This is a genomic window from Streptomyces sp. NPDC008001, from assembly GCF_042958085.1.
Lineage (GTDB): Bacteria > Actinomycetota > Actinomycetes > Streptomycetales > Streptomycetaceae > Streptomyces.
In genome coordinates, this window is the sequence record NZ_JBIBIZ010000005.1 from 425,363 (window position 1) to 448,137 (window position 22,775).

A 22,775-nucleotide genomic window follows, 5' to 3' on the forward strand; every position below is an offset into this window, starting at 1 on the left:
GCCGGACGGGCTCTCCTTCACGAGAGCTCGTCCGGCCGGGGCGGCTCCGCCCCCGCCCTCGTGCAGGTGACGGCCGCCGCGCGGGCCGCGAAGGCGAGCGCGTCGTGCCAGGCGCCGGCGTCCGGCCCGTCCGGCGCCGCCGCGAGCCCGTCCGGCGTCCCCGCGAGGCGGTGGAGCAGCGCGGCGTTCACCGTGTCGCCCGCGCCGATCGTGTCGACGACCTCGACCTGCGGCGCGGGCACCGAGATCCGCCCGCCGGAGCGCGTGTGGGCGGTCAGCCCCTCGCCGCCGTGCGTCACCACCACCGCGGCCGGGCCCGCCGCCAGCCACTCCTCCGGAGAGCCGCCCAGCCAGCGGGCGTCCTCGGCGGACAGCTTCAGCACCGATACGTACGGCAGCCAGGAGCGGAAGCGGGCCCGGTAGGCGTCCGCGTCGGCGATCAGGCCCGGCCGGATGTTCGGGTCGAGCAGGGTGAGGACCCCGCGCTCCGCCTCGCGCCGCAGCAGCGCCTCGTACGCGCTCGCACCGGGCTCCAGCACCAGCGAGCAGGTGCCCAGGCACAGCGCCCGCACCGCCTCCGGCAGTGCGCCGGGCAGGCCGAAGAGCCGGTCGGCGGTGCCCTCCGCGTAGAAGGAGTAGCCCGCGGAGCCGTCCGCGCCGATGTCGGCCACCGCCAGGGTGGTCGGCTCGGGCCCCCGCTGCACCAGCGAGACGTCCACCCCCGCGTCTCGGAGCCCGGCCAGCAGCGACTCCCCGAAGCCGTCCGTGGAGACCCGCGAGCAGAACGCGGCCCGCGCGCCCAGCCGCCCCAGTGCGACGGCGGTGTTGTACGGGCCGCCGCCGCGCCGCGGCAGCAGGGCCGGCAGGTCACCGCCCGGTCCGGTGGCCGGGCCGCCGTCCGGTGCCTTGCCGGCCGGTACGAGATCGATCAGGGCTTCTCCGGCGACGACGATCACGAAAAGTCCTCTCTGGCCGTGGCTCCTGCGGCTCAGCCTGCCACGCCGCGGGGGCGGTCCCGGGGGCCGGGTAAGGTCGACGGGTCGATTCGGCACGGCCGGTTCCGTACGCCCGGCCGCGCCGGGCGCGCACCCCGCGCCCGCCGTCACCGTGAGTCCAGCGCTGGAGCCCCCATGACCTCCCCCTCGTCCCCGCAGAGCCCCGCCGGTCCGCCCTGCGCGTCGCGTCGCACCGTGCTGCGGGGCGCCGCGCTCGCGGGCGTCGCCGGGCTGGGCGCCGCCGCCTGCGACGGCAAGACCGGCTCCAAGGCGGCCGCCGTGCCCACCGCGCCGGTGGACCTGGGCCCCGCGGCCGGCGTCCCCGTCGGCGAGGCGCGGCTCTTCCGCGAGCAGCGGCTGATCGTCTCGCAGCCCGTGGAGGGTCAGTACAAGGCGTTCAGCGCGGTGTGCACGCACGCCGGCTGCGTGGCCGACAAGGTGGAGAAGGGCAAGGTCCGCTGCCCCTGCCACGGCAGCGAGTTCGACGCCAACACGGGCAAGGTCCTGCAGGGCCCGGCCGGCGACCCGCTGCCGTCCGTGCCGGTCAAGGCGGCCGGCGGCAAGCTGATCGCGGGCCCCGAGAGCTGACGCCGGCCCCGCGGATCACCCCGTACGGACTCCGTGGCCCCTTACCGCCCTGCGTCCCCTCACGGCCACTCCCAGGCGATCCCCACGATCCCCGGCCGTACGCACGGCTCCACCAGGTGCACCATGCGGTGGCGCCCGGCGAGCGTCAGCTCCTGCAGCCCGCCGCGGGGGGCCAGCGCCGAACTGCGGGTGAAGCGCAGGCACCGGGCGGGCAGCGCGGCCCGGTCGAAGCGCACCTGCAGGACGTACTGCCCGCCGGCGAAGCTGAAGCCGCGCACGTACTCGCTGCCGGGCCCCGCCGTGCCGTCGTCGAAGCCGTAGCCGAAGACGTGGGTCTCCCCGGCCCGCAGCCGGGTGTCGAACAGCAGCTCGGCCACCAGGACACCGGCCGCCGCGTGCCACCGCACGCGGCCGACGCGGCAGTTCTCGTTCGCCCGCACGGCCACCCGGCCGGGGTCGCAGCCCTCGTCGCCGTGGTGGATGGCCACGTAGCGGTCCACCCCGTCCCGGTGCGCGCGGACGACGTGGTGCGAGTCGCGCCCCCGCAGCTCACGGCCGGCGCCGATGCGGACCCGCTCCAGGTGGCAGACGGTGTGCAGGCCGCCGTCCGCGGGGGACTCCAGCTCGGCGAGGAGCCGTTCCAGCGCCCGGGACTCCTCGACCAGCGAGCGGTACGAGCGCGCCGCCGGCCGCTCGGTGCCGCTGCCCGGGACGGCCGGCTCCAGCAGCCGGGTGAGGGCGTGGGCGGGCAGTTCCAGGACGTCCTCCAGGACCCGCACCGCCCGCAGCGACTCGGGCCGCTGCGGCCGCCGGGCGCCCTGCTGCCAGTAGCTGAGGCTCGTCACGCCCACGTGCACGCCCCGCTGCGCGAGACGGTGCTGTACCCGGTGCAGGGCGAGTCCCCGTACGCTCAGCGCCGTCCGCAGGGCCACGTGGAAAGGCCCGGTGCGCAGGGCGAGGGCGAGTTCGGCCTCGGTCGTCGCGTCCCCGCCCTCCGCTCCGCCCTCCCGCGCGCGTGCCATCCGCTCCCACCCCCGTCTCTGTGAATATTCACAAGCGGTGAATGCGGCGGGTCCCGCCGGGCCGCTGTGATCCGCACGGCCGGGCAGCGGACGTTCACATCCGGTACGCCTCGTTCACACCGTCGGCTCACCGAGCATTGAAGCCGGTTGACCATTCACTGACAACTCCCTGATGCTCCTCACCAGCGTCCGGACGCGCCTCCATCACCACCCCCCGCCTCGGGAGGAACGTCCATGTCCCGTGCATCGGCACAACTGAACGATCCCGGAAAGGCCCGCATACGCGGCAGACGGCTGTCCACCGCAGCCGTCGTCGCCGCCACGCTGCTCGCCGTCCCCACCACGGCGTCAGCGGCCACCGCGGACCACCCGTCCCTGCGCGCCGCGCAGAAGCTCGGCATCACCATGCAGGCCCAGCAGAAGAGCAACTGGTGCTGGGCCGCGTCGGGCAACACCATCGCCACCTGGTTCGGGCGCACCTACAGCCAGAACCAGTTCTGCAACGCCGCCTTCGGCCGCTCGCAGGGAACGGAGTGCCCCAACAACCAGGCCACGCTGGGCAACGTGCAGACCGCCCTGCGGTGGGCCGGCATCAACCCCGGCTCGTACGTGAGCGGCTGGCTGCGCTACCCGACGATCCAGAGCGAGGTGAACGCGAACCGGCCGGTCGAGACCCGCATCCAGTGGTCCTCCGGCGGCGGCCACATGCACGTCGTCTACGGCTACGACGACGCCGGCCAGTCCGTCTACTGGGGCGACCCGTGGCCGTCCAACAACCGCTACAACTGGGCGTCCCACGACTGGTACGTCAGCAACAACCAGTTCTCCTGGACCCACTCGCTCTACCGGATCGGGGCGTGAGGACATGAACGACCGGACGACCCGGCAGCAGCACTCCCGGCGCGACGCGGCCCGTGCGGTGGCCGCGGGCGCCGCGGCCGCCGCCTTCCTCGGCCTCGCCCCGCTCGCCCACGCCGCCACCCCGGCGCCTCCCGCGGCCCCCACCGCCGCCGGAGTCTCCGCCGCCCGCGAAGCGGCGTCCTCCACCTCGGCCCTGGGGACGCTGTCCCGCTTCTTCGCCCGCGACGGTGCGGTCACCGCGGCGAAGGCGGAGCCGAGGATCGAGGGGGCGACCGTGCCCGTCTACACGCTCTCCCCGGAGTTCGTCGCGGGCAAGGACGGCGCCCCCGTCGCCACGCTGGACTTCCTCGCCAGCAAGGCGGTCTCGTCCGACGGCCGGAAGGCATCGGTGTGGACCGCGCGCACCGGGGACGCCTGGAAGGTCGTCAACATCGCCACCGGCGACGACGAGACGCGCTACGCCGCCGAGGGGCAGCAGAAGCTCAGCGGCGGCACCGTCTTCCGCGAGCCCCAGATCGACGCCTGGTACGTCCAGCGCGGCGACCGGGTCCTGCCCCTGGACCCCGATGCCGTCCGGGCGGTCGGCGCGCAGGGCACCACCCTCGACGCCTACCGCGCCCGCGTCCGCAAGGCGTACGGCGACAAGCTGCCCGGCTCCGCGTACGCGAAGGCCGGGCGGGCGGGCGGCTACGGTGCCGGACAGCCCGCGGCACCCGGGCGGCAGGACGGTTCCGGCCCGCTGAGCACCACCACCTCCGCCGCGGCGGCCGGCGGTGCGGCCCTGCTCCTGGCAGCCGGCGCGGTGACGGCGCGCCGCAGGCTCCGGCGCCGCTGACCGCTCCCCCCGGGCCGGCCCTCCGGCCGGCCCGGATCCGGCTCCGTCCCCGGCCGCCACCCCCCGCCGGGGCCGGAGCCGGTCCCTCCGCGGACGGACGCCGATTGTCACTGCCCGCAAGTAGGGTGTGTGACATGGCCGACCCCAGCAGCTACCGACCCAAGCCGGGACAGATCCCCGACTCGCCGGGGGTCTACAGATTCCGTGACGAGCACGGCCGGGTGATCTACGTCGGGAAGGCGAAGAGCCTGCGCCAGCGCCTCTCGTCGTACTTCCAGGACCTAGCCGGCCTGCACCCGCGCACCCGCACGATGGTGACCACGGCCGCCTCCGTCGAGTGGACCGTGGTCTCCACCGAGGTCGAGGCGCTCCAGCTCGAGTACTCCTGGATCAAGGAGTACGACCCGCGGTTCAACGTCAAGTACCGCGACGACAAGAGTTATCCCTCCCTCGCCGTCACCCTGGGCGAGGAGTTCCCGCGCGTCCAGGTCATGCGCGGCCCCAAGAAGAAGGGCGTGCGCTACTTCGGCCCCTACGCCCACGCCTGGGCCATCCGCGAGACCGTCGACCTGATGCTGCGCGTCTTCCCCGTCCGCACCTGCTCGGCCGGGGTGTTCAAGCGCTCCGCCCAGATCGGCCGCCCCTGCCTGCTGGGCTACATCGGCAAGTGCTCCGCCCCCTGCGTCGGCCGGGTCAGCCCCGAGGAGCACCGCGAACTGGCCGAGGACTTCTGCGACTTCATGGCCGGCCGCACCGGCGCCTACCTGCGCCGCCTGGAGCAGCAGATGCGCGAGGCCGCCGAGGAGATGGAGTACGAGAAGGCCGCCCGCCTGCGCGACGACATAGAGGCCCTCCGCCGCGCCATGGAGAAGAACGCCGTCGTCCTCGCCGACGCCACCGACGCCGATCTGATCGCCGTCGCGGAGGACGAGCTGGAGGCCGCGGTGCAGATCTTCCACGTGCGCGGCGGCCGGGTGCGCGGCCAGCGCGGCTGGGTGACGGACAAGGTGGAGGCCGTCGACACGGCCGGTCTCGTCGAGCACGCCCTCCAGCAGCTCTACGGCGAGGAGAGCGGCGACGCGGTGCCCAAGGAGGTCCTGGTCCCGGCCCTGCCGGAGCCGGCCGAGCCCGTCGCCCAGTGGCTGAGCGAGCGCCGCGGCTCCCGCGTGGACCTGCGCATCCCGCAGCGCGGCGACAAGAAGGACCTGATGGCGACGGTCCAGCGCAATGCCCAGCAGGCCCTCGTCCTGCACAAGACCAAGCGCGCCTCCGACCTGACCACCCGCTCCCGGGCGCTGGAGGAGATCGCCGAGGCCCTGGAGCTGGACTCCGCGCCCCTGCGCATCGAGTGCTTCGACATCTCGCACCTGCAGGGGCAGGACGTCGTGGCGTCCATGGTCGTCTTCGAGGACGGCCTGGCCCGCAAGAGCGAGTACCGCCGCTTCCAGATCAAATCCTTCGAGGGCCAGGACGACGTCCGCTCGATGCACGAGGTGATCGGCCGGCGCTTCCGCCGCTATCTGCAGGAGAAGCAGAAGGCGGGGGAGTGGTCCGAGGAGAACGCGGTCGCGGAGGACAACGGCCACGACGGGGACGGCGGCCACGACGGGGACGGCGGCCACGCCGGGGACGCCGGCCCGGCCGGCGCCCGCACCGAGGACGGCCGCCCCAAGCGCTTCGCCTACCCCCCGCAGCTCGTCGTGGTCGACGGCGGGCAGCCGCAGGTCGCCGCCGCCCGCCGGGCGCTGGACGAGCTCGGCATCGAGGACGTGGCGGTCTGCGGCCTCGCCAAGCGGCTGGAGGAGGTCTGGCTCCCCGGCGAGGACGATCCCGTCGTCCTGCCCCGCACCAGCGAGGGCCTCTACCTCCTGCAGCGCGTGCGCGACGAGGCCCACCGCTTCGCCATCGCCTACCAGCGCAGCAAGCGCACGAAGACGCTGACGGCCGGGCCGCTCGACGAGGTCCCGGGCCTCGGGGCGACCCGCAGGAAGGCCCTGCTGAAGCACTTCGGCTCGGTGAAGCGGCTGCGCACCGCCACGGTCGAGCAGATCTGCGAGACGCCGGGCATCGGCCGCAAGACCGCCGAGACGATCGCCGCCGCCCTCGCGGCGGCCGCCCCGCCCGCCCCTGCCGTCAATACGGCCACGGGCGAGATCATGGAGGAGGCGGGGGAATGACGGGACACGCAGTATGGAAGGACGGAGCCGCGCCCGCGGCGCCGTCGGTGAGACGGGGGTAGCAGCATGACCGGGAACGACCGAGACGGAGCACAGGTGAGTACGGGCACGACGGCGGATGCGGCCGGCGAGGCGGCGGGCATCCCCGAACTGGTGATCATCTCGGGCATGTCGGGGGCGGGCCGCAGCACCGCCGCCAAATGCCTGGAGGACCTCGGCTGGTTCGTCGTGGACAACCTGCCGCCCGCGCTGATCCCCACCATGGTGGACCTCGGCGCCCGCTCCCAGGGCAACGTGGCCCGCATCGCCGTGGTCGTGGACGTCCGCGGCCGGCGCTTCTTCGACAACCTCCGCGAGTCCCTGGCCGACCTGGCCGCCAAGAAGGTCAAGCGCCGCGTGATCTTCCTGGAGGCCTCCGACGACGCCCTGGTGCGCCGCTTCGAGTCCGTGCGCCGGCCGCACCCCCTGCAGGGCTCCGGGCGCATCGTCGACGGCATCGCCGCCGAGCGGGACCTGCTGCGCGAGCTGCGCGGCGACGCCGACCTGGTGATCGACACCTCCAGCCTCAACGTCCACGAGCTGCGCGCCAAGATGGACGCCCAGTTCGCCGGCGAGGAGGAGCCGGAGCTGCGCGCCACCGTCATGTCCTTCGGCTACAAGTACGGCCTGCCCGTCGACGCCGACCTCGTGGTGGACTGCCGCTTCCTGCCCAACCCGCACTGGGTGCCGGAGCTGCGCCCCTTCACGGGCCTCAACGAGGAGGTCTCGGGCTACGTCTTCAACCAGCCCGGCGCCAAGGAGTTCCTCGACCGCTACACCGAGCTCCTGCAGCTCATCGCCGCGGGCTACCGCCGCGAGGGCAAGCGCTACGTGACCATCGCCGTCGGCTGCACCGGCGGCAAGCACCGGTCCGTCGCCATGTCCGAGAAGCTCGCCCACCGCCTGGTCTCCGAGGGAGTGGAGACCGTCGTCGTCCACCGGGACATGGGGCGCGAGTGACCGGCCGCACGTCCAGGCTCCGCCGGGTGCGCCGCCTCGTCCCCGGCCGCGCCGGCCGCGGCCCCGAGGGCCGTGCGAAGCGGGGCGCCCAGCCCAAGGTCGTCGCCCTCGGCGGCGGCCACGGCCTGTCCGCCTCGCTCGCCGCCCTGCGCCGGATCACCGGCGACCTCACCGCCGTCGTCACCGTCGCCGACGACGGCGGCTCCAGCGGCCGGCTCCGCGACGAGCTGGGCGTGCTGCCCCCCGGGGACCTGCGCAAGGCCCTCGCCGCCCTGTGCGGCGACGACGACTGGGGCCAGACCTGGGCCCGGGTGATCAAGCACCGGTTCACCAGCGAGGGCGACCTCCACGACCACGCCGTCGGCAATCTGCTGATCGTCGCCCTGTGGGAGCAGCTCGGTGACCCCGTCCAGGCCCTCGACCTGGTCGGCAAGCTGCTGGGCGCGCACGGCCGGGTGCTGCCCATGTCCGCCGTGCCGCTGGAGCTGCAGGCGCTCGTCAAGGGCCACGACCCCGCCGAGCCCGGTGCCGTCACCACGGTCCGCGGCCAGGCCACGGTGGCGCTGACCCCCGGCGAGGTGCAGTCCGTGCACGTCGTCCCGGAGGACCCGCCGGCCGTGCCCGAGGCCGTCGCCGCCGTCCTCGACGCGGACTGGGTGGTGCTCGGCCCCGGGTCCTGGTTCTCCTCCGTCATCCCGCACCTGCTCGTCCCCGAGCTGCTGGAAGCGCTGCAGGAGACGAAGGCCCGCCGGGTGCTGTCGTTGAATCTCGCACCACAACCGGGTGAAACCGATGGCTTCTCCCCGCAGCGTCATTTGGAGGTTTTGGCCCGACACGCCCCTAAACTCGCCCTGGACGTGGTGCTGGCCGACGAGGCCGCCGTGCCCGACCGGGAGAGCCTCACCGAAGCCGCCAAGCGGCTCGGGGCCGCGGTCGAGCTGGCGCCGGTCGCCGCGCCCGACGGCTCCCCGACTCATGACCCGGAGCTGTTGGCCGCCGCGTACGACCGTATTTTTCGGATGCATGGAAGGATCGGCCCATGGCGATGACGGCAGCGGTGAAGGACGAAATCTCCCGGCTCCCCGTCACCCGGACCTGCTGCCGGAAAGCGGAGGTCTCGGCGATCCTGCGGTTCGCGGGCGGTCTGCACCTGGTCAGCGGGCGCATTGTGATCGAGGCGGAGCTGGACACCGGGATCGCCGCCCGGCGATTGCGCAAGGACATCCTGGAGATCTTCGGGCACGCCTCCGACCTGGTGGTGATGGCCCCCGGCGGGCTCCGCAGAGGCAGCCGCTACGTGGTCCGGGTGGTGGCGGGCGGTGACCAGCTGGCGCGCCAGACCGGCCTGGTCGACGGCCGCGGCCGCCCGATCCGCGGGCTGCCCCCGCAGGTCGTCTCCGGCGCCACCTGCGATGCCGAGGCCGCCTGGCGGGGCGCCTTCCTGGCCCACGGCTCGCTCACCGAGCCCGGCCGCTCCTCCTCCCTGGAGGTCACCTGCCCCGGGCCCGAGGCGGCGCTCGCGCTGGTCGGCGCGGCCCGCCGGCTGCAGATCGCGGCCAAGGCGCGCGAGGTGCGCGGCGTCGACCGCGTGGTCGTCCGCGACGGCGATGCAATCGGCGCCCTGCTGACCCGGCTGGGCGCGCACGAGTCCGTGCTCGCCTGGGAGGAGCGGCGAATGCGCCGCGAGGTCCGCGCCACGGCCAACCGCCTCGCCAACTTCGACGACGCCAACCTGCGCCGCTCGGCCCGCGCCGCCGTCGCGGCCGGCGCCCGGGTGCAGCGCGCCCTGGAGATCCTCGGCGAGGAGGTGCCCGAGCACCTCGCCGCCGCGGGCCGGCTGCGCATGGAGCACAAGCAGGCCTCGCTGGAGGAGCTGGGCGCGCTGGCCGACCCGCCGCTGACCAAGGACGCCGTCGCCGGCCGGATCCGGCGCCTGCTCGCCATGGCCGACAAGCGCGCCCAGGACCTCGGCATCCCCGGCACGGAGTCCAACCTCTCCGACCTGTCGGACCTCTCCGAGGAGATGGCCGAGGGCATGGCCGGCTGAGCGGCGCCGCACCGTTCCCCGGGGCCGTCCCGGCTTTCCGGCCGCCCCGGCTCTTCGGTTTTTCCGGCCGTTCCGGGCCACTCCGGCGCCGTGCAGGGCGCCGCAGGGTGGCTCTTTCCGCATCGTTGACATGATCATGCAAGCTCTCCAGGCTGGCGTCCGGACACTGACGTGGCAGACAACAGCAAGGGGGGCTCATGAGACGCAGGACGAGATCGGTCCTCGCGGCGGCTTCGCTGCTCTTCGGCGGACTGGCCGCGGCACCCTTCGCCCACGCACAACCCGGCGCCGCCCCCGCGGCGCAGGACGCCGACGGCCCACTGGCCGTCTGGACCGCGAACGTCACCGCCGCCCAGATGCCGCTGCTCCTCGCGGCCGGCGTCGACGGCCAGGAGCTCGCCGAACGCCCGGCCGGCACCAAGGCCGCCTCCGTCGAGCTCTACCTCACCCCCGCCCAGGCCCGCGACCTGCGCGCCCGGGGCATCGGCCTCACCGAGAAGCGCGTCCCCCGGCACATCAGGGAACACCTCAAAGCCGCGGGCGACGGCGTCTTCCGCCCGTACAGCGGCAAGAACGGCCTCCGGCAGGAGCTCCTCGACACCGCCCGGGCCCACCCCGCCCTCACCAAGGTCGTGAGCATCGGCAAGACCGTCCGCGGCCAGGACATCCTCGCCCTCAAGCTCAGCAAGGACGCCCGCACGGAGGCCGACGGCAGGAAGCCCGCCGTGCTGTACATGTCCAACCAGCACGCCCGGGAGTGGATCACGCCCGAGATGACGAGGCGGCTGCTCCACCACTACCTCGACGGCTACGGCAAGGACGCCCGCGTCACCGACGTCGTGGACCGCGCCGAGCTCTGGTTCGTCCTCTCCGCCAACCCCGACGGCTACGACTACACCTTCCAGAGCCCCGACACCCGCCTGTGGCGCAAGAACCTGCGCGACAACAACGGCGACGGCAAGATCACCCCGGGCGACGGCGTCGACCTCAACCGCAACTTCCCGTACAAGTGGGGCTACGACAACGAGGGTTCGTCCCCCCGCCCGGGCTCCGAGACCTACCGCGGCCCGGCCCCGGCCTCCGAACCGGAGACGCGGGCGCTCGACTCCTTCGAGAAGAAGCACCGGTTCACCTACGCCGTCAACTACCACTCGGCCGCCGAACTCCTGCTCTACGGCGTCGGCTGGCAGGTCGCCACGCCCACCCCGGACGACGTCCTGTACAAGGCGCTCGCGGGCACGCCGGAGAAGTCCGCGATCCCGGGCTACCATCCCCAGGTCTCGTCCGAGCTCTACACGACCAACGGCGAGGCGGACGGCCACGCGGCCAACGTCAACGGCACGATGATGTTCACCCCTGAGATGTCGACCTGCCAGACCGCGTCCCAGGTGGACCCCCACGACCGCTGGGACCCGGCCGACTGCCCGTCGTCCTTCACCTTCCCCGACGACGAGAAGCTCATCCAGCAGGAGTTCGCGAAGAACATCCCGTTCGCCCTGTCCGTCGCCGAGACGGCCGTCAACCGCGAGGGCGCCGACCGGCCCCGCTCGGCCGTGGGGCTCACCGCCGCCGACTTCACCCCCGACGCCTTCACCACCTCCTACGCCCTCGGCGACGAGCAGGAGGTCTCCGTCACCGCCCGCAGGAGCCTGCGCGACACCCGCCTCAACTACCGCATCGACGGCGGCCCCACGCGCTCCGTGCCGCTGAAGGAATGGCGCGGCGGCGACACCTACGCCGGGAAGGACAGCATCCGCTTCGCCGAGTACCGCGCCTACGTCGAAGGCGCCGAACCCGGCTCCAGCGTCCGGGTCTGGTATTCCGGCCGCACCCACGACGGCAGGCCCACCGCCAGTGAGCCCTTCACCTACACCGTGGCGCACCGCCCCGAGGCCGACACCCTGGTGATCGCCGACGAGGGCGGCTCCGGCGCCGCCCGGCACACCGCCGTCTACACGGCGGCCCTGGCCGCCGCCGGCCGCGACGCCGCCGTCTGGGACGTCGCCACGCAGGGCGCGCCGCACCCGCTGGGCGTGCTCGGCCACTTCAAGAGCGTCGTCTGGTACTCCGGCGACAACCGGCCCGGCGGCGCCACGCTCCTGGCCGTGCGCGACTTCGTCAACGAGGGCGGCAAGCTCGTCGCCGCGGGCAAGCAGGCGGGCGGCTACGGCGTCGTCGGCGAGGCCGAGACCGACGACTTCAGCCAGTACTACCTGGGCGCGGGCAGCCGTGCGTCGCAGCCCGCCCCCGTGCGCTTCACCGGCACCGGGCCCCTCGCCGGCGTCCGGGTGCGCCTCGGCGACGCCCCCGGCAGCAGGCTGGACGGCGCCGGCCGGTACACGCCCGTCTCCGACGAGCTGCCGCCGGCGGACTTCCCGCAGTTCCGCAGCGCCGCGGCCGGCGACTACGCGACGGCCGGGCAGGCGGCCGCGGACCCGAACGGCGCAGCGGCCGGCCGGTGCACCGACACGGCGGTCACCCTCCGTAATGAGCGGTGCGCCGGGGCCGCCGCCCCGCACCGCGCGGCGGCCGTCTCCACCGCCCGCACCCTCCTCCTCGGCTTCGGTCTCCAGCACGTCCCGGACCCCGCCGAAAGGTTCGCGCTCATTAGTGCAGCACTCCGCTCTGTCAAGGGGTGAGACCGCCTTACGGGCCAGGTGACGCCAATGTCACGTCCCCACCTTCTTAGAGGTAGGGTCGGTGGTGGTCGGGGACATCCCAAAACAGCCCGCCGGCGGACAGTCCGGCACACCAACGAGGAGATCGGTTCGTGACGATCCGCGTAGGCATCAACGGCTTTGGCCGTATCGGTCGTAACTACTTCCGCGCGCTCCTGGAGCAGGGTGCGGACATCGAGATCGTCGGTGTCAACGACCTGACCGACAACGCCACTCTGGTCCACCTGCTGAAGTACGACAGCATCCTCGGTCGTCTGAAGCAGGAAGTCAGCCACACCGACGACACGATCACCGTCGGTAACATGACGTTCAAGACGATGGCCGAGCGCGACCCGGCGAACCTGCCCTGGGGCGAGCTGGGCGCGGACATCGTCATCGAGTCCACCGGCATCTTCACCAAGCGCGAGGACGCCGCCAAGCACCTCGCCGCCGGTGCGAAGAAGGTCCTCATCTCGGCTCCGGCCAAGAACGAGGACATCACCATCGTGATGGGCGTCAACCAGGACAAGTACGACGCGGCCAACCACCACGTCATCTCCAACGCCTCCTGCACCACCAACTGCGTGGCGCCGATGGCCAAGGTCCTCGACGAGAGCTTCGGCATCGTCAAGGGCATGATGACGACGGTCCACGCGTACACCAACGACCAGCGCATCCTGGACTTCCCGCACTCCGACCTGCGCCGCGCCCGCGCCGCCGCGGAGAACATCATCCCGACCTCGACGGGTGCCGCCAAGGCCACCGCCCTGGTCCTCCCGCAGCTCAAGGGCAAGCTGGACGGCATCGCCATGCGCGTCCCGGTCCCGACCGGCTCGGTCACCGACCTCGTCCTGGAGCTCGACCGCGAGACCACCAAGGAAGAGATCAACGCCGCCTTCCAGAAGGCCGCCGAGGGTCAGCTCAAGGGCATCCTCGAGTACACCGAGGACCCGATCGTCTCCTCGGACATCGTCAACTGGCCGGCCTCCTGCACCTTCGACTCGCAGCTGACGATGGTCCAGGGCAAGCAGGTCAAGGTCGTCGGCTGGTACGACAACGAGTGGGGCTACTCGAACCGCCTGGTGGACCTGACCGTCTTCGTCGGCGGCCAGCTCTGATCCCTGCCTGCGCGGATCGTACGATCACAGGCAACGGGATGTAGGGGACGGGGCTCGTGCGACGCGACGACGCGTCGTCCGGGCCCCGTCCCATGACCGTCCCCCAGCTCACGCTGGGAGGGGCCCCACTACGGAAGTCACCGGAGTCATCGCATGAAGACGATCGACGAACTCGTCCAGGACGGCGTCGAGGGCAAGCGGATCTTCGTCCGCGCCGACCTCAACGTGCCGCTCGACGGCACCACCATCACGGACGACGGCCGCATCCGCGCCGTCGCCCCGACGATCGCCAAGCTCGCCGCCGCGGGCGCCAAGGTGATCGTCGCCTCCCACCTGGGCCGCCCGAAGGGTGCCCCGGAGGCCCGGTTCTCCCTCGCCCCCGCCGCCGCGCGGCTCGGCGAGATCCTGGGCAAGAAGGTCTCGTTCGCCACCGACACGGTCGGGGACAGCGCGAAGGCCACCGTCGCCGCACTGGCGAACGGCGAGGTCACGCTGCTGGAGAACCTCCGTTTCAACGCGGGCGAGACCAGCAAGGACGATGCGGAGCGCGGCGCCTTCGCCGACGCCCTCGCCTCGCTGGCCGACCTCTACGTGGGTGACGGCTTCGGTGCCGTGCACCGCAAGCACGCCTCGGTCTTCGACCTCCCGGCGCGCCTGCCGCACGCCGCCGGCGACCTGATCGCCACCGAGGTCGGCGTCCTGAAGAAGCTCACCGAGGACGTCGCGCGCCCCTACGTGGTGGTGCTCGGCGGCGCCAAGGTCTCCGACAAGCTGGGCGTCATCGACAACCTGCTCAAGAAGGCCGACCGCATCCTCATCGGCGGCGGCATGTCGTACACCTTCCTGGCCGCCAAGGGCCACGAGGTCGGCATCTCGCTGCTGCAGGAGGACCAGAAGGACACCTGCCTGGCCTACCTGGCGGAGGCCGAGAAGCGGGGCGTGGAATTCGTCCTTCCCGTCGACGTCCTGGTCTCCGCCGACTTCCCGGACCTGAAGACCAAGGCCCCGGCCAACCCCGGCACCGTCGCCTCGGACGCCATCCCGGCGGACAAGGAGGGCCTCGACATCGGCCCGAAGACCCGTGAGCTCTACGCGGCGAAGCTCGCCGACGCGGGCACGGTCTTCTGGAACGGCCCCATGGGTGTCTTCGAGCACCCCGACTACGCGAACGGCACCAAGGCCGTCGCGCAGGCCCTGCTGGACTCGCCGGGCTTCACCGTCGTCGGCGGGGGCGACTCGGCCGCGGCCGTGCGCACCCTCGGCTTCGACGAGAACGCTTTCGGCCACATCTCGACCGGCGGCGGCGCCAGCCTCGAGTACCTCGAGGGCAAGACGCTCCCCGGCCTCGCCGCACTGGAGGACTGAACCACTGTGAGTGCACGTACCCCGCTGATGGCGGGCAACTGGAAGATGAACCTCAACCACCTCGAGGCCATCGCCCACGTCCAGAAGCTCGCCTTCGCGCTCGCCGACAAGGACTACGAGGGCACCGAGGTCGCGGTCCTGCCGCCCTTCACCGACCTCCGCTCGGTCCAGACCCTGGTCGACGGCGACAAGCTGAAGATCAAGTACGGCGCCCAGGACGTCTCGGCGTTCGACTCCGGCGCGTACACCGGTGAGATCTCCGGCGCCATGCTGGCCAAGCTGAAGTGCACCTACGTGGCGATCGGGCACTCCGAGCGCCGCCAGTACCACGGCGAGTCGGACGAGCTCTGCAACGCCAAGGTCAAGGCCGCCTACCGGCACGGGCTGACCCCGATCCTGTGCGTCGGCGAGGGCCTGGACGTCCGCAAGGCCGGCGGCCAGGTCGCGCACACCCTCGCGCAGGTCGACGGCGCCCTCAAGGACGTCCCGGCCGAGCAGGCCGAGAGCATCGTCATCGCCTACGAGCCGGTGTGGGCCATCGGCACCGGCGAGGTCGCCACGCCCGAGGACGCCCAGGAGGTCTGCGGGGCGATCCGCGGCCGGCTGGCCGAGCTCTACGGCCGCGAGGTCGCCGACAAGATCCGCATCCAGTACGGCGGCTCCGTCAAGTCCGGCAACATCGCCGCGATCATGGCGCAGCCGGACGTCGACGGCGCCCTGATCGGCGGCGCCTCGCTGGACGTGGACGAGTTCGTCAAGATCGTGCGCTTCCGCGACCAGTAGCAGCGCTATGACGAGGAGCTTCCCTCGTCGTACCCTGTCGGGGCCGGGACCGGCACGTTTCGTGCCACCCGGCCCCTCACCGTCTACCGTCCGAGAGAGTTGGTCCAGCCGTGGTCATGGGGTTCTCGATCGCCCTCATCATCTTCAGCGTGCTGATGATGATGCTGGTGCTCATGCACAAGGGGAAGGGCGGCGGCCTGTCCGACATGTTCGGCGGTGGCATGCAGTCCTCCGTCGGCGGTTCCTCCGTCGCGGAGCGCAACCTCGACCGCATCACCGTGGTCGTCGGCCTGCTGTGGTTCGCGTGCATCGTCGTACTCGGCCTGCTGATGAAGCTCGATAGCTGACGTACCGTCGTGAACGCGGCCTATCATTGAGGTCGCGTCCTCGCGGCCGGGCTGTAACTCCTGCCACTGGACGCGCGTTGGGCCTTACGTAGACTGGGGCGCCCGCAGCGGAGCCGTCGGTTCAGGCGGTCCGCAGCACCATTACGCAGGGAGTTACGACCGTGGCAAGTGGCAACGCGATCCGGGGAAGCCGGGTCGGAGCGGGGCCGATGGGTGAGGCCGAGCGGGGCGAGTCCGCGCCGCGCCTCCGCATCTCCTTCTGGTGCTCTAACGGGCACGAGACGCAGCCGAGCTTCGCCAGCGACGCGCAGGTGCCGGACACCTGGGACTGCCCGCGCTGCGGCTTCCCGGCCGGCCAGGACCGGGACAATCCGCCGGACCCGCCGCGCACCGAGCCGTACAAGACGCATCTCGCCTATGTCCGCGAGCGGCGCAGCGACGCCGACGGCGAGGCCATCCTCGCGGAGGCGCTCGCGAAGCTCCGCGGAGAGATCTGACCGGACGGCACCCCTCGTGGGTGCCGTTTCGCGTTGCGCTCGAACCGCCGGCAGATCAATTAGGTTGGAGGGCGGCGGGGCAGTTACGAGAATGAATGGACTGATGTCCGAGATGAACGCAGAGGACCGCACCAGGCTGGACCGGACCCCGGAGTGGAACGCTCTGGCCAAACACCGGGACGAACTGGGGGAGGTGCACCTGCGCGAGCTCTTCGCGGACGATCCGCGGCGGGCCGAGAAATACGCCCTCACCGTCGGCGACCTCCATCTGGACTACTCCAAGCACCTCGTCACCGACGAGACCCTGCGCCTGCTGCGCGAGCTGGCCGTGGCCACGGGCGTCGCGGAGCTGCGCGACGCCATGTTCCGCGGCGAGAAGATCAACTCCACCGAGGACCGCGCCGTGCTGCACACCGCGCTGCGCGCCCCGGAGTCCGCCGTCGTCAAGGCCGGCGGCGACAACGTGGTCCCGGCGGTCCACGCCGTGCTGCGCAAGATGCAGGTCTTCTGCGACCGGGTCCTCTCGGGCGACTGGAAGGGCCACACGGGCCGGCCCATCAAGAACGTCGTCAACATCGGCATCGGCGGATCCGACCTCGGTCCGGCGATGGCCTACGAGGCCCTGCGCGCCTACACGCGGCGCGACCTGACGTTCCGTTTCGTCTCCAACGTGGACGGCGCCGACCTGCACGAGGCCCTGCTCGGCCTCGACGCCGCCGAAACGCTCTTCATCGTCGCCTCCAAGACGTTCACGACGATCGAGACCATCACCAACGCCACCTCCGCACGCAACTGGCTGCTGACCGGCCTGGGGGCCGGTGAGGAGGCCGTCGCCAAGCACTTCGTGGCCCTGTCGACGAACGAGGAGAAGGTCTCCGAGTTCGGCATCGACACCGCCAACATGTTCGAGTTCTGGGACTGGGTCGGCGGCCGCTACTCCTTCGACTCGGCCATCGGGCTCTCCCTGATGCTCGCCATCGGCCCGGACCGCTTCCGGGAGATGCTCGCCGGCTTCCACCTCGTCGACGAGCACTTCCGCACGGCGCCCTTCGAGGAGAACGCACCGCTGCTGCTCGGCCTGCTCGGCATCTGGTACGGCAACTTCCACGGCGCGCAGTCGCACGCGGTCCTGCCCTACAGCCATTACCTGTCCAAGTTCGCGGCGTACCTGCAGCAGCTGGACATGGAGTCGAACGGCAAGTCGGTCGACCGCGAGGGACGGCCCGTCAGCTGGCAGACCGGGCCCGTCGTCTGGGGCACCCCCGGCACGAACGGCCAGCACGCCTATTACCAGCTGATCCACCAGGGGACGAAGCTCATCCCGGCCGACCTGCTGGGCTTCGCCCGGCCCGTGGACGACCTGCAGCCCGGCCTGGTGGCCCAGCACGACCTCCTGATGGCGAACCTGTTCGCCCAGGGGCAGGCGCTGGCCTTCGGCAAGACGCCGGAGGAGGTCGCGGCGGAGGGCGTCCCGGCCGAGCTCATCCCGCACAAGACGTTCCGCGGGAACCACCCGACGACGACGATCCTCGCGAGCGAGCTGACGCCGTCGGTGCTGGGGCAGCTGATCGCCCTGTACGAGCACAAGGTGTTCGTCCAGGGGGCGATCTGGAACATCGACTCCTTCGACCAGTGGGGTGTGGAGCTGGGGAAGGTGCTTGCGAAGCGGGTGGAGCCTGCGCTCACGGAAGGCGCGGACGTTCCGGGTCTGGACGCGTCCACGGCGGCGCTGGTGTCTCGCTACCGGGAGCTCCGGGGCCGTTAGCCTTCGGCTGAGGCGGTCCCGGCACCGCCGGGCACGTCGGCAGTGGCTGAGCGCCGCTGCGGCGGAGGGGATGCCCCGGACCCGCCCTTTCACCGTTTCCCCCTGCGGGTGGCTGAGGGCTAGCCCCCGGGCTCCAAGACAACGGCCCGGCTCCCTTGGAGGGAGCCGGGCCGTTGGTGTGCGTGCCGTCAGGGTGAGGCCGGGGGATACAGCCCCCGCGGCAGGCGGCCCGCCGCGGCCGCGTCCAGCAGCCACAGCGTGCGGCTGCGCCCGTACGCCCCGGCGGCGGGGGCCTGGATCTCGCCCGCACCGCTCAGCGCGAGCGCAACCGCGTTCGCCTTGTCCTCGCCCGCCGCGAGCAGCCAGACCTCCCGGGCCGCGCGGATCGCCGGCAGGGTCAGGGAGACCCGGGTCGGCGGCGGCTTGGGCGCGCCGTGGACGCCCACGACCGTGCGCTCGGTCTCCCGCACGCCCGGCATCTCGGGGAAGAGCGAGGCGACGTGGGTGTCCGGGCCGACGCCGAGCAGCAGCACGTCGAAGGACGGGACGGGACCGTGGTCCTCCGGGCGGGCGGCCTTGGCCAGCTCCTCCGCGTAGGCCTCGGCCGCCGCGTCCGCGTCGTCGTGCGTGCCGTCCGCCGCGGGCATGCAGTGCACCCGCGCCGGGTCGAGGTCCACGGCGTCCAGCAGGGCCTCGCGGGCCTGCGTGGCGTTGCGCTCCGGGTCGCCCTCGGGCAGGAAGCGCTCGTCGCCCCACCACAGGTCGAGCCGGGACCAGTCGACCGCGTCCCGGGCGGGTGCGGTGGCGAGGGCCGCGAGCAGCCCGTTGCCGTTGCGCCCGCCGGTGAGGACCACGGACGCCGAGCCGCGGGCGGCCTGGGCGTCCACGATCTTCGTGATCAGCCGGGCGGCCGCGGCCTGGGCCATCAGCTCCTTGTCCCGGTGGACGACGATCTGCGGGGTGCTCACTTGCCGGCCGCCTTCTTGCCGGCGGCCTTCTTGGCCGGTGCCGGAGCGGGCTTCTCCCCGCCGGCCGGAGCGCCGGCAGCCGGAGCCTCCGCGTCCGGGGCCGCCGGGGCCTCGGGGGCGTCGGCCGGGGCCTGGGCCGCCGGAGCCGCAGCCGCCTCGGCGGGACCCTCCTTCAGCCGCTCGACCCCGTACTTCAGCGCCGACTGGTAGATGTCGTCCGGGTCGAGCCGCCGCAGCTCCTCCGCGAGGAGCTCCGCCGTCTCGCGCCGCTGGAGGGCGACGGCACGGTCGGGCTGGCCGGGCATGCAGAGCGTGGCCAGGGAGCCGTCCGGGCGGTCCAGGACGACGGGCCCGTTCCTGGTCTCCAGGCGGACGGCCGTGAGGCCGGGCCCCTCGGAGACGGTGCGCCGCACCGGCACGCCGAGGCGGTCGGCGAGCCAGAGGGCCAGGAGCTCGGCGCTGGGGTTGTACCCCTCGCCCTCGACCTCCGCGGAGAGGACGTCGGCGTGCTGCTGGTCCATGGCGGCCGCGAGCATCGAGCGCCACGGCGTGATCCGGGCCCAGGCGAGGTCGGTGTCGCCGGGCGTGTAGTGCGCCGAGCGGGCCGAGAGCTCCTTGACCGGGTCCTCGGCGGTGTACGCGTCGGTGACGCGGCGCTGGCCGAGCGCGCCCAGCGGGTCCTCGTGGGGGTCGACCGGGGAGCCGACCGGCCACCAGACGACCACGGGGGCGTCCGGCAGCAGCAGCGGCAGGACGACCGACTGGGCGTGGTCCATGACCTCGCCGTACAGCCGCAGCACGACGGTCTCGCCGGTGCCGGCGGAGGTGCCGACCCGGACCTCGGCGTCGAGGCGGGCCTTGGCGCGGTCGCGCGGGGAGCGGCTGACGCGCTTGATGACGACGAGCTTGCGCGAGGGGTGCTCGCGGGACGCCTCGTTGGCGGCCTTGAGCGCGTCGTAGGCGTGCTCCTCGTCGGTGACGATGACCAGGGTGAGGACCATGCCGATGGCGGGGGTGCCGATGGCGCGGCGGCCCTGGACCAGCGCGTTGTTGATCTTGCTGGACGTGGTGTCCGTGAGGTCGATCTTCATGGCCGGCGCCAGCTCCGTCCGTCTCGTGCGAGCATCTCGTCCGCTTCGACCGGGCCCCAGGTGCCGGCGGGGTAGGACGCCGGCTTGCCGTTCTTGTCCCAGTACTGCTCGATGGGGTCGAGGATCTGCCAGGAGAGCTCGACCTCCTTCAGGCGCGGGAAGAGGTTGGCGTCGCCCAGCAGCACGTCGAGGATGAGCCGCTCGTAGGCCTCGGGGCTGGACTCGGTGAAGGACTCGCCGTAGGCGAAGTCCATCGAGACGTCCCGGACCTCCATCTGGGTGCCGGGCACCTTGGAGCCGAACCGCATGGTCACGCCCTCGTCCGGCTGCACCCGGATGACCAGGGCGTTCTGCCCGAGCTCCTCGGTGGCGGTGTGGTCGAAGGGCGAGTGCGGGGCGCGCTGGAAGACGACCGCGATCTCGGTGACGCGGCGGCCCAGGCGCTTGCCGGTGCGCAGGTAGAAGGGGACGCCCGCCCAGCGGCGGTTGTCGATCTCCAGCTTGATCGCGGCGTAGGTGTCGGTCTTGGAGTTGGGGTCGATGCCCTCTTCCTCCAGGTAGCCGACGACCTCCTCGCCGCCCTGCCAGCCGTGCGCGTACTGGCCGCGGACGGTCTCCTTGCCGAGGTCCTTGGGCAGCCGGACAGCGCCCAGCACCTTGGTCTTCTCGGCGACCAGCGCGTCCGCGTCGAAGGAGGCGGGCTCCTCCATGGCGGTCAGCGCGAGCAGCTGGAGCAGGTGGTTCTGGATGACGTCCCGCGCGGCGCCGATGCCGTCGTAGTAGCCGGCGCGGCCGCCGATGCCGATGTCCTCGGCCATGGTGATCTGCACGTGGTCGACGTAGGACCGGTTCCAGATCGGCTCGAAGAGGGTGTTGGCGAAGCGGAGCGCCAGGATGTTCTGGACGGTCTCCTTGCCGAGGTAGTGGTCGATCCGGAAGACCTCTTCGGTCGGGAAGACCTCGTGGACGATCCGGTTGAGCTCCTGGGCGCTGGCCAGGTCGTGACCGAAGGGCTTCTCGATGACGGCGCGCCGCCAGGAGCCCTCCTTCTGGTCGGCCAGGCCGTGCTTCTTGAGCTGCTGGACCACCTTGGGGAACCACTTCGGCGGCACCGACAGGTAGAAGGCGAAGTTGCCGCCCGTGCCCTGCGCCTTGTCGAGCTCGTGGACGGTGTCCTTGAGCTTCTCGAAGGCCTCGTCGTCGTCGAAGTCGCCCTGCACGAACCGGCAGCCCTGCACCAGCTGCTGCCAGACCTCCTCGCGGAAGGGCGTGCGGGCGTGCTCCTTGACGGCGTCGTGGACGATCTGGGCGAAGTCCTCGTTCTCCCAGTCGCGGCGCGCGAAGCCGATGAGCGAGAAGCCCGGCGGCAGCAGACCCCGGTTGGCGAGGTCATACACCGCCGGCATCAGCTTTTTCCTGGACAAATCGCCCGTGACGCCAAAGATGACCAGGCCCGACGGCCCCGCGATGCGCGGGAGCCGTCGGTCCAGAGCGTCACGCAGCGGATTGCTGCTTGTGCTCAATTCACGCCTCCGGGGCGAGGCGCTTGAGCTCCGCCTCGGTGGACTTCAGCAGGTCGTTCCAGGACTGCTCGAACTTGTCGACGCCCTCGTCCTCCAGCAGCTGCACGACCTCGTCGTACGAGATGCCCGCCTTCGCGATCGCGTCGAGCTCGGCCTTGGCCTGCTCGTACGTGCCGCGGACGGTGTCACCGGTGATCTGCCCGTGGTCGGCCGTGGCCTCCAGGGTGGCCTCCGGCATGGTGTTGACCGTGTTCGGGGCGACCAGGTCGTCCACGTACAGCGTGTCCTTGTAGGCCGGGTCCTTGACGCCGGTCGAGGCCCACAGCGGGCGCTGCTTGTTGGCGCCGGCCTTCTCCAGGGCGGCCCAGCGGTCCGAGGAGAAGACCTCCTCGTAGGCCTGGTAGGCCAGGCGGGCGTTGGCGAGGGCGGCCTTGCCGCGCAGCGCCTTGGCCTCGTCGGTGCCCAGGGCGTCCAGGCGCTTGTCGATCTCGCTGTCCACGCGGGACACGAAGAAGGACGCGACCGAGTGGATCAGGGACAGGTCCAGGCCCGCGGCCTTGGCCTGCTCCAGACCGGTCAGGTAGGCGTCCATGACCGCGCGGTAGCGCTCGAGGGAGAAGATCAGCGTGACGTTGACGCTGATGCCCTTGCCGATCACGTCGGCGATGGCCGGCAGGCCCGCCCGGGTGGCCGGGATCTTGATCAGCGTGTTGGGGCGGTCCACCAGCCAGGCCAGCTGCTTGGCCTCGGCCACGGTGGCCTTGGTGTCGTGCGCCAGACGGGGGTCGACCTCGATGGAGACCCGGCCGTCCTGGCCGTTCGTCGCGTCGAAGACCGGGCGCAGGATGTCGGCGGCGTCGCGGACGTCCGCCGTCGTGATCATGCGGATGGCCTCGTCCACGGTGACCTTGCGGGCGGCCAGGTCGGTGAGCTGCTGCTCGTAGCCGTCGCCGCCCGAGATCGCCTTCTGGAAGATCGACGGGTTCGTGGTGACGCCCACGACGTGGCTCTGGTCGATCAGCTCGGCCAGGTTGCCGGACGTGATGCGCTTGCGGGACAGGTCGTCCAGCCAGATCGCGACGCCTTCGTCGGAGAGGCGCTTGAGTGCGTCTGTCATGGGTTCTGCATCTCCTACTT

General features: G+C 72.2%; 19 protein-coding genes and 1 pseudogene. 14 read left to right on the forward strand and 6 right to left on the reverse strand.

Features of this window, described 5'->3' with window-relative positions:
- Nucleotides 1–17 precede the first annotated feature (17 nt).
- Complete coding sequence (locus tag ACFZCD_RS16000; RefSeq protein ID WP_391831072.1) at nucleotides 18–956, reverse strand: carbohydrate kinase; 939 nt, start codon at nucleotides 954–956, stop codon at nucleotides 18–20.
- A 174-nt stretch (nucleotides 957–1,130) separates the two neighbouring features.
- Between ACFZCD_RS16000 and ACFZCD_RS16005 the strand changes: the two genes are divergently transcribed.
- The gene (locus ACFZCD_RS16005) at nucleotides 1,131–1,583 is read left to right on the forward strand and encodes a Rieske (2Fe-2S) protein (RefSeq protein ID WP_391831074.1); all 453 of its coding nucleotides are present in this window, start codon (nucleotides 1,131–1,133) and stop codon (nucleotides 1,581–1,583) included.
- Nucleotides 1,584–1,642: 59 nt separating this feature from the next.
- Here the strand turns inward: ACFZCD_RS16005 and ACFZCD_RS16010 are convergent, their stop codons facing one another.
- Nucleotides 1,643–2,605, reverse strand: a complete 963-nt coding sequence (locus ACFZCD_RS16010) for a hypothetical protein (protein ID WP_391831076.1) — start codon at nucleotides 2,603–2,605, stop codon at nucleotides 1,643–1,645.
- A 234-nt stretch (nucleotides 2,606–2,839) separates the two neighbouring features.
- On the opposite strand from ACFZCD_RS16010, the gene ACFZCD_RS16015 reads away from it, so the two are divergent.
- From ACFZCD_RS16015 to pgi, 13 genes and pseudogenes are all read left to right on the forward strand, one after another.
- Nucleotides 2,840–3,466 (forward strand): papain-like cysteine protease family protein, encoded by a 627-nt coding sequence (locus ACFZCD_RS16015; RefSeq protein WP_391831078.1) that lies wholly within the window; start codon nucleotides 2,840–2,842, stop codon nucleotides 3,464–3,466.
- Between the two features lie 4 nt (nucleotides 3,467–3,470).
- Complete coding sequence (locus ACFZCD_RS16020; RefSeq protein ID WP_391831080.1) at nucleotides 3,471–4,301, forward strand: hypothetical protein; 831 nt, start codon at nucleotides 3,471–3,473, stop codon at nucleotides 4,299–4,301.
- Between the two features lie 134 nt (nucleotides 4,302–4,435).
- Complete coding sequence (uvrC, locus tag ACFZCD_RS16025) at nucleotides 4,436–6,478, forward strand: excinuclease ABC subunit UvrC (protein WP_391831082.1); 2,043 nt, start codon at nucleotides 4,436–4,438, stop codon at nucleotides 6,476–6,478.
- A gap of 66 nt (nucleotides 6,479–6,544) precedes the next feature.
- The gene (rapZ, locus tag ACFZCD_RS16030; protein WP_391831084.1) at nucleotides 6,545–7,477 is read left to right on the forward strand and encodes an RNase adapter RapZ; all 933 of its coding nucleotides are present in this window, start codon (nucleotides 6,545–6,547) and stop codon (nucleotides 7,475–7,477) included.
- Nucleotides 7,474–8,526 (forward strand): uridine diphosphate-N-acetylglucosamine-binding protein YvcK, encoded by a 1,053-nt coding sequence (yvcK, locus tag ACFZCD_RS16035; protein WP_391831086.1) that lies wholly within the window; start codon nucleotides 7,474–7,476, stop codon nucleotides 8,524–8,526. The genes rapZ and yvcK overlap by 4 nt, the downstream gene beginning before the upstream one ends.
- Nucleotides 8,517–9,524 carry a DNA-binding protein WhiA gene (whiA, locus tag ACFZCD_RS16040; protein WP_030366605.1) on the forward strand — a complete coding sequence of 336 codons (1,008 nt, stop codon included), beginning with the start codon at nucleotides 8,517–8,519 and terminating at the stop codon, nucleotides 9,522–9,524. Before yvcK ends, whiA begins: the two co-directional genes overlap by 10 nt.
- 197 nt (nucleotides 9,525–9,721) lie before the next feature.
- Nucleotides 9,722–12,001 (forward strand): annotated as a pseudogene (locus ACFZCD_RS16045) (M14 family metallopeptidase); the annotation flags it as partial.
- Between the two features lie 293 nt (nucleotides 12,002–12,294).
- Complete coding sequence (gene gap, locus ACFZCD_RS16050) at nucleotides 12,295–13,299, forward strand: type I glyceraldehyde-3-phosphate dehydrogenase (protein WP_391831088.1); 1,005 nt, start codon at nucleotides 12,295–12,297, stop codon at nucleotides 13,297–13,299.
- Between the two features lie 153 nt (nucleotides 13,300–13,452).
- Nucleotides 13,453–14,664 (forward strand): phosphoglycerate kinase, encoded by a 1,212-nt coding sequence (locus tag ACFZCD_RS16055; protein WP_391831090.1) that lies wholly within the window; start codon nucleotides 13,453–13,455, stop codon nucleotides 14,662–14,664.
- Nucleotides 14,665–14,670: 6 nt separating this feature from the next.
- The gene (gene tpiA, locus ACFZCD_RS16060; RefSeq protein WP_391831092.1) at nucleotides 14,671–15,447 is read left to right on the forward strand and encodes a triose-phosphate isomerase; all 777 of its coding nucleotides are present in this window, start codon (nucleotides 14,671–14,673) and stop codon (nucleotides 15,445–15,447) included.
- Nucleotides 15,448–15,563: 116 nt separating this feature from the next.
- Nucleotides 15,564–15,794, forward strand: coding sequence for a preprotein translocase subunit SecG (gene secG, locus ACFZCD_RS16065; protein WP_391831094.1), 231 nt, complete (start codon nucleotides 15,564–15,566; stop codon nucleotides 15,792–15,794).
- A gap of 161 nt (nucleotides 15,795–15,955) precedes the next feature.
- Nucleotides 15,956–16,291, forward strand: a complete 336-nt coding sequence (locus ACFZCD_RS16070; protein WP_003957010.1) for an RNA polymerase-binding protein RbpA — start codon at nucleotides 15,956–15,958, stop codon at nucleotides 16,289–16,291.
- Nucleotides 16,292–16,403: 112 nt separating this feature from the next.
- Entirely contained in the window at nucleotides 16,404–18,056 is a 1,653-nt protein-coding gene (gene pgi, locus ACFZCD_RS16075; RefSeq protein ID WP_391831330.1) for a glucose-6-phosphate isomerase, read from the forward strand.
- Nucleotides 18,057–18,244: 188 nt separating this feature from the next.
- On the opposite strand, the gene pgl is transcribed toward pgi, so the two are convergent.
- From pgl to tal, 4 genes are read right to left on the reverse strand one after another with little or no spacing between them, the layout of a single operon-like run.
- Nucleotides 18,245–19,024 carry a 6-phosphogluconolactonase gene (gene pgl, locus ACFZCD_RS16080; RefSeq protein WP_391831096.1) on the reverse strand — a complete coding sequence of 260 codons (780 nt, stop codon included), beginning with the start codon at nucleotides 19,022–19,024 and terminating at the stop codon, nucleotides 18,245–18,247.
- Nucleotides 19,021–20,115, reverse strand: a complete 1,095-nt coding sequence (opcA, locus tag ACFZCD_RS16085; protein WP_391831098.1) for a glucose-6-phosphate dehydrogenase assembly protein OpcA — start codon at nucleotides 20,113–20,115, stop codon at nucleotides 19,021–19,023. The genes pgl and opcA overlap by 4 nt, the downstream gene beginning before the upstream one ends.
- A complete protein-coding gene (gene zwf, locus ACFZCD_RS16090; RefSeq protein ID WP_391831100.1) occupies nucleotides 20,112–21,638 on the reverse strand; it encodes a glucose-6-phosphate dehydrogenase in 1,527 nt (508 codons plus the stop codon). Before zwf ends, opcA begins: the two co-directional genes overlap by 4 nt.
- 1 nt (nucleotide 21,639) lies before the next feature.
- Nucleotides 21,640–22,755 carry a transaldolase gene (tal, locus tag ACFZCD_RS16095; protein ID WP_391831101.1) on the reverse strand — a complete coding sequence of 372 codons (1,116 nt, stop codon included), beginning with the start codon at nucleotides 22,753–22,755 and terminating at the stop codon, nucleotides 21,640–21,642.
- Nucleotides 22,756–22,775: the final 20 nt, after the last annotated feature.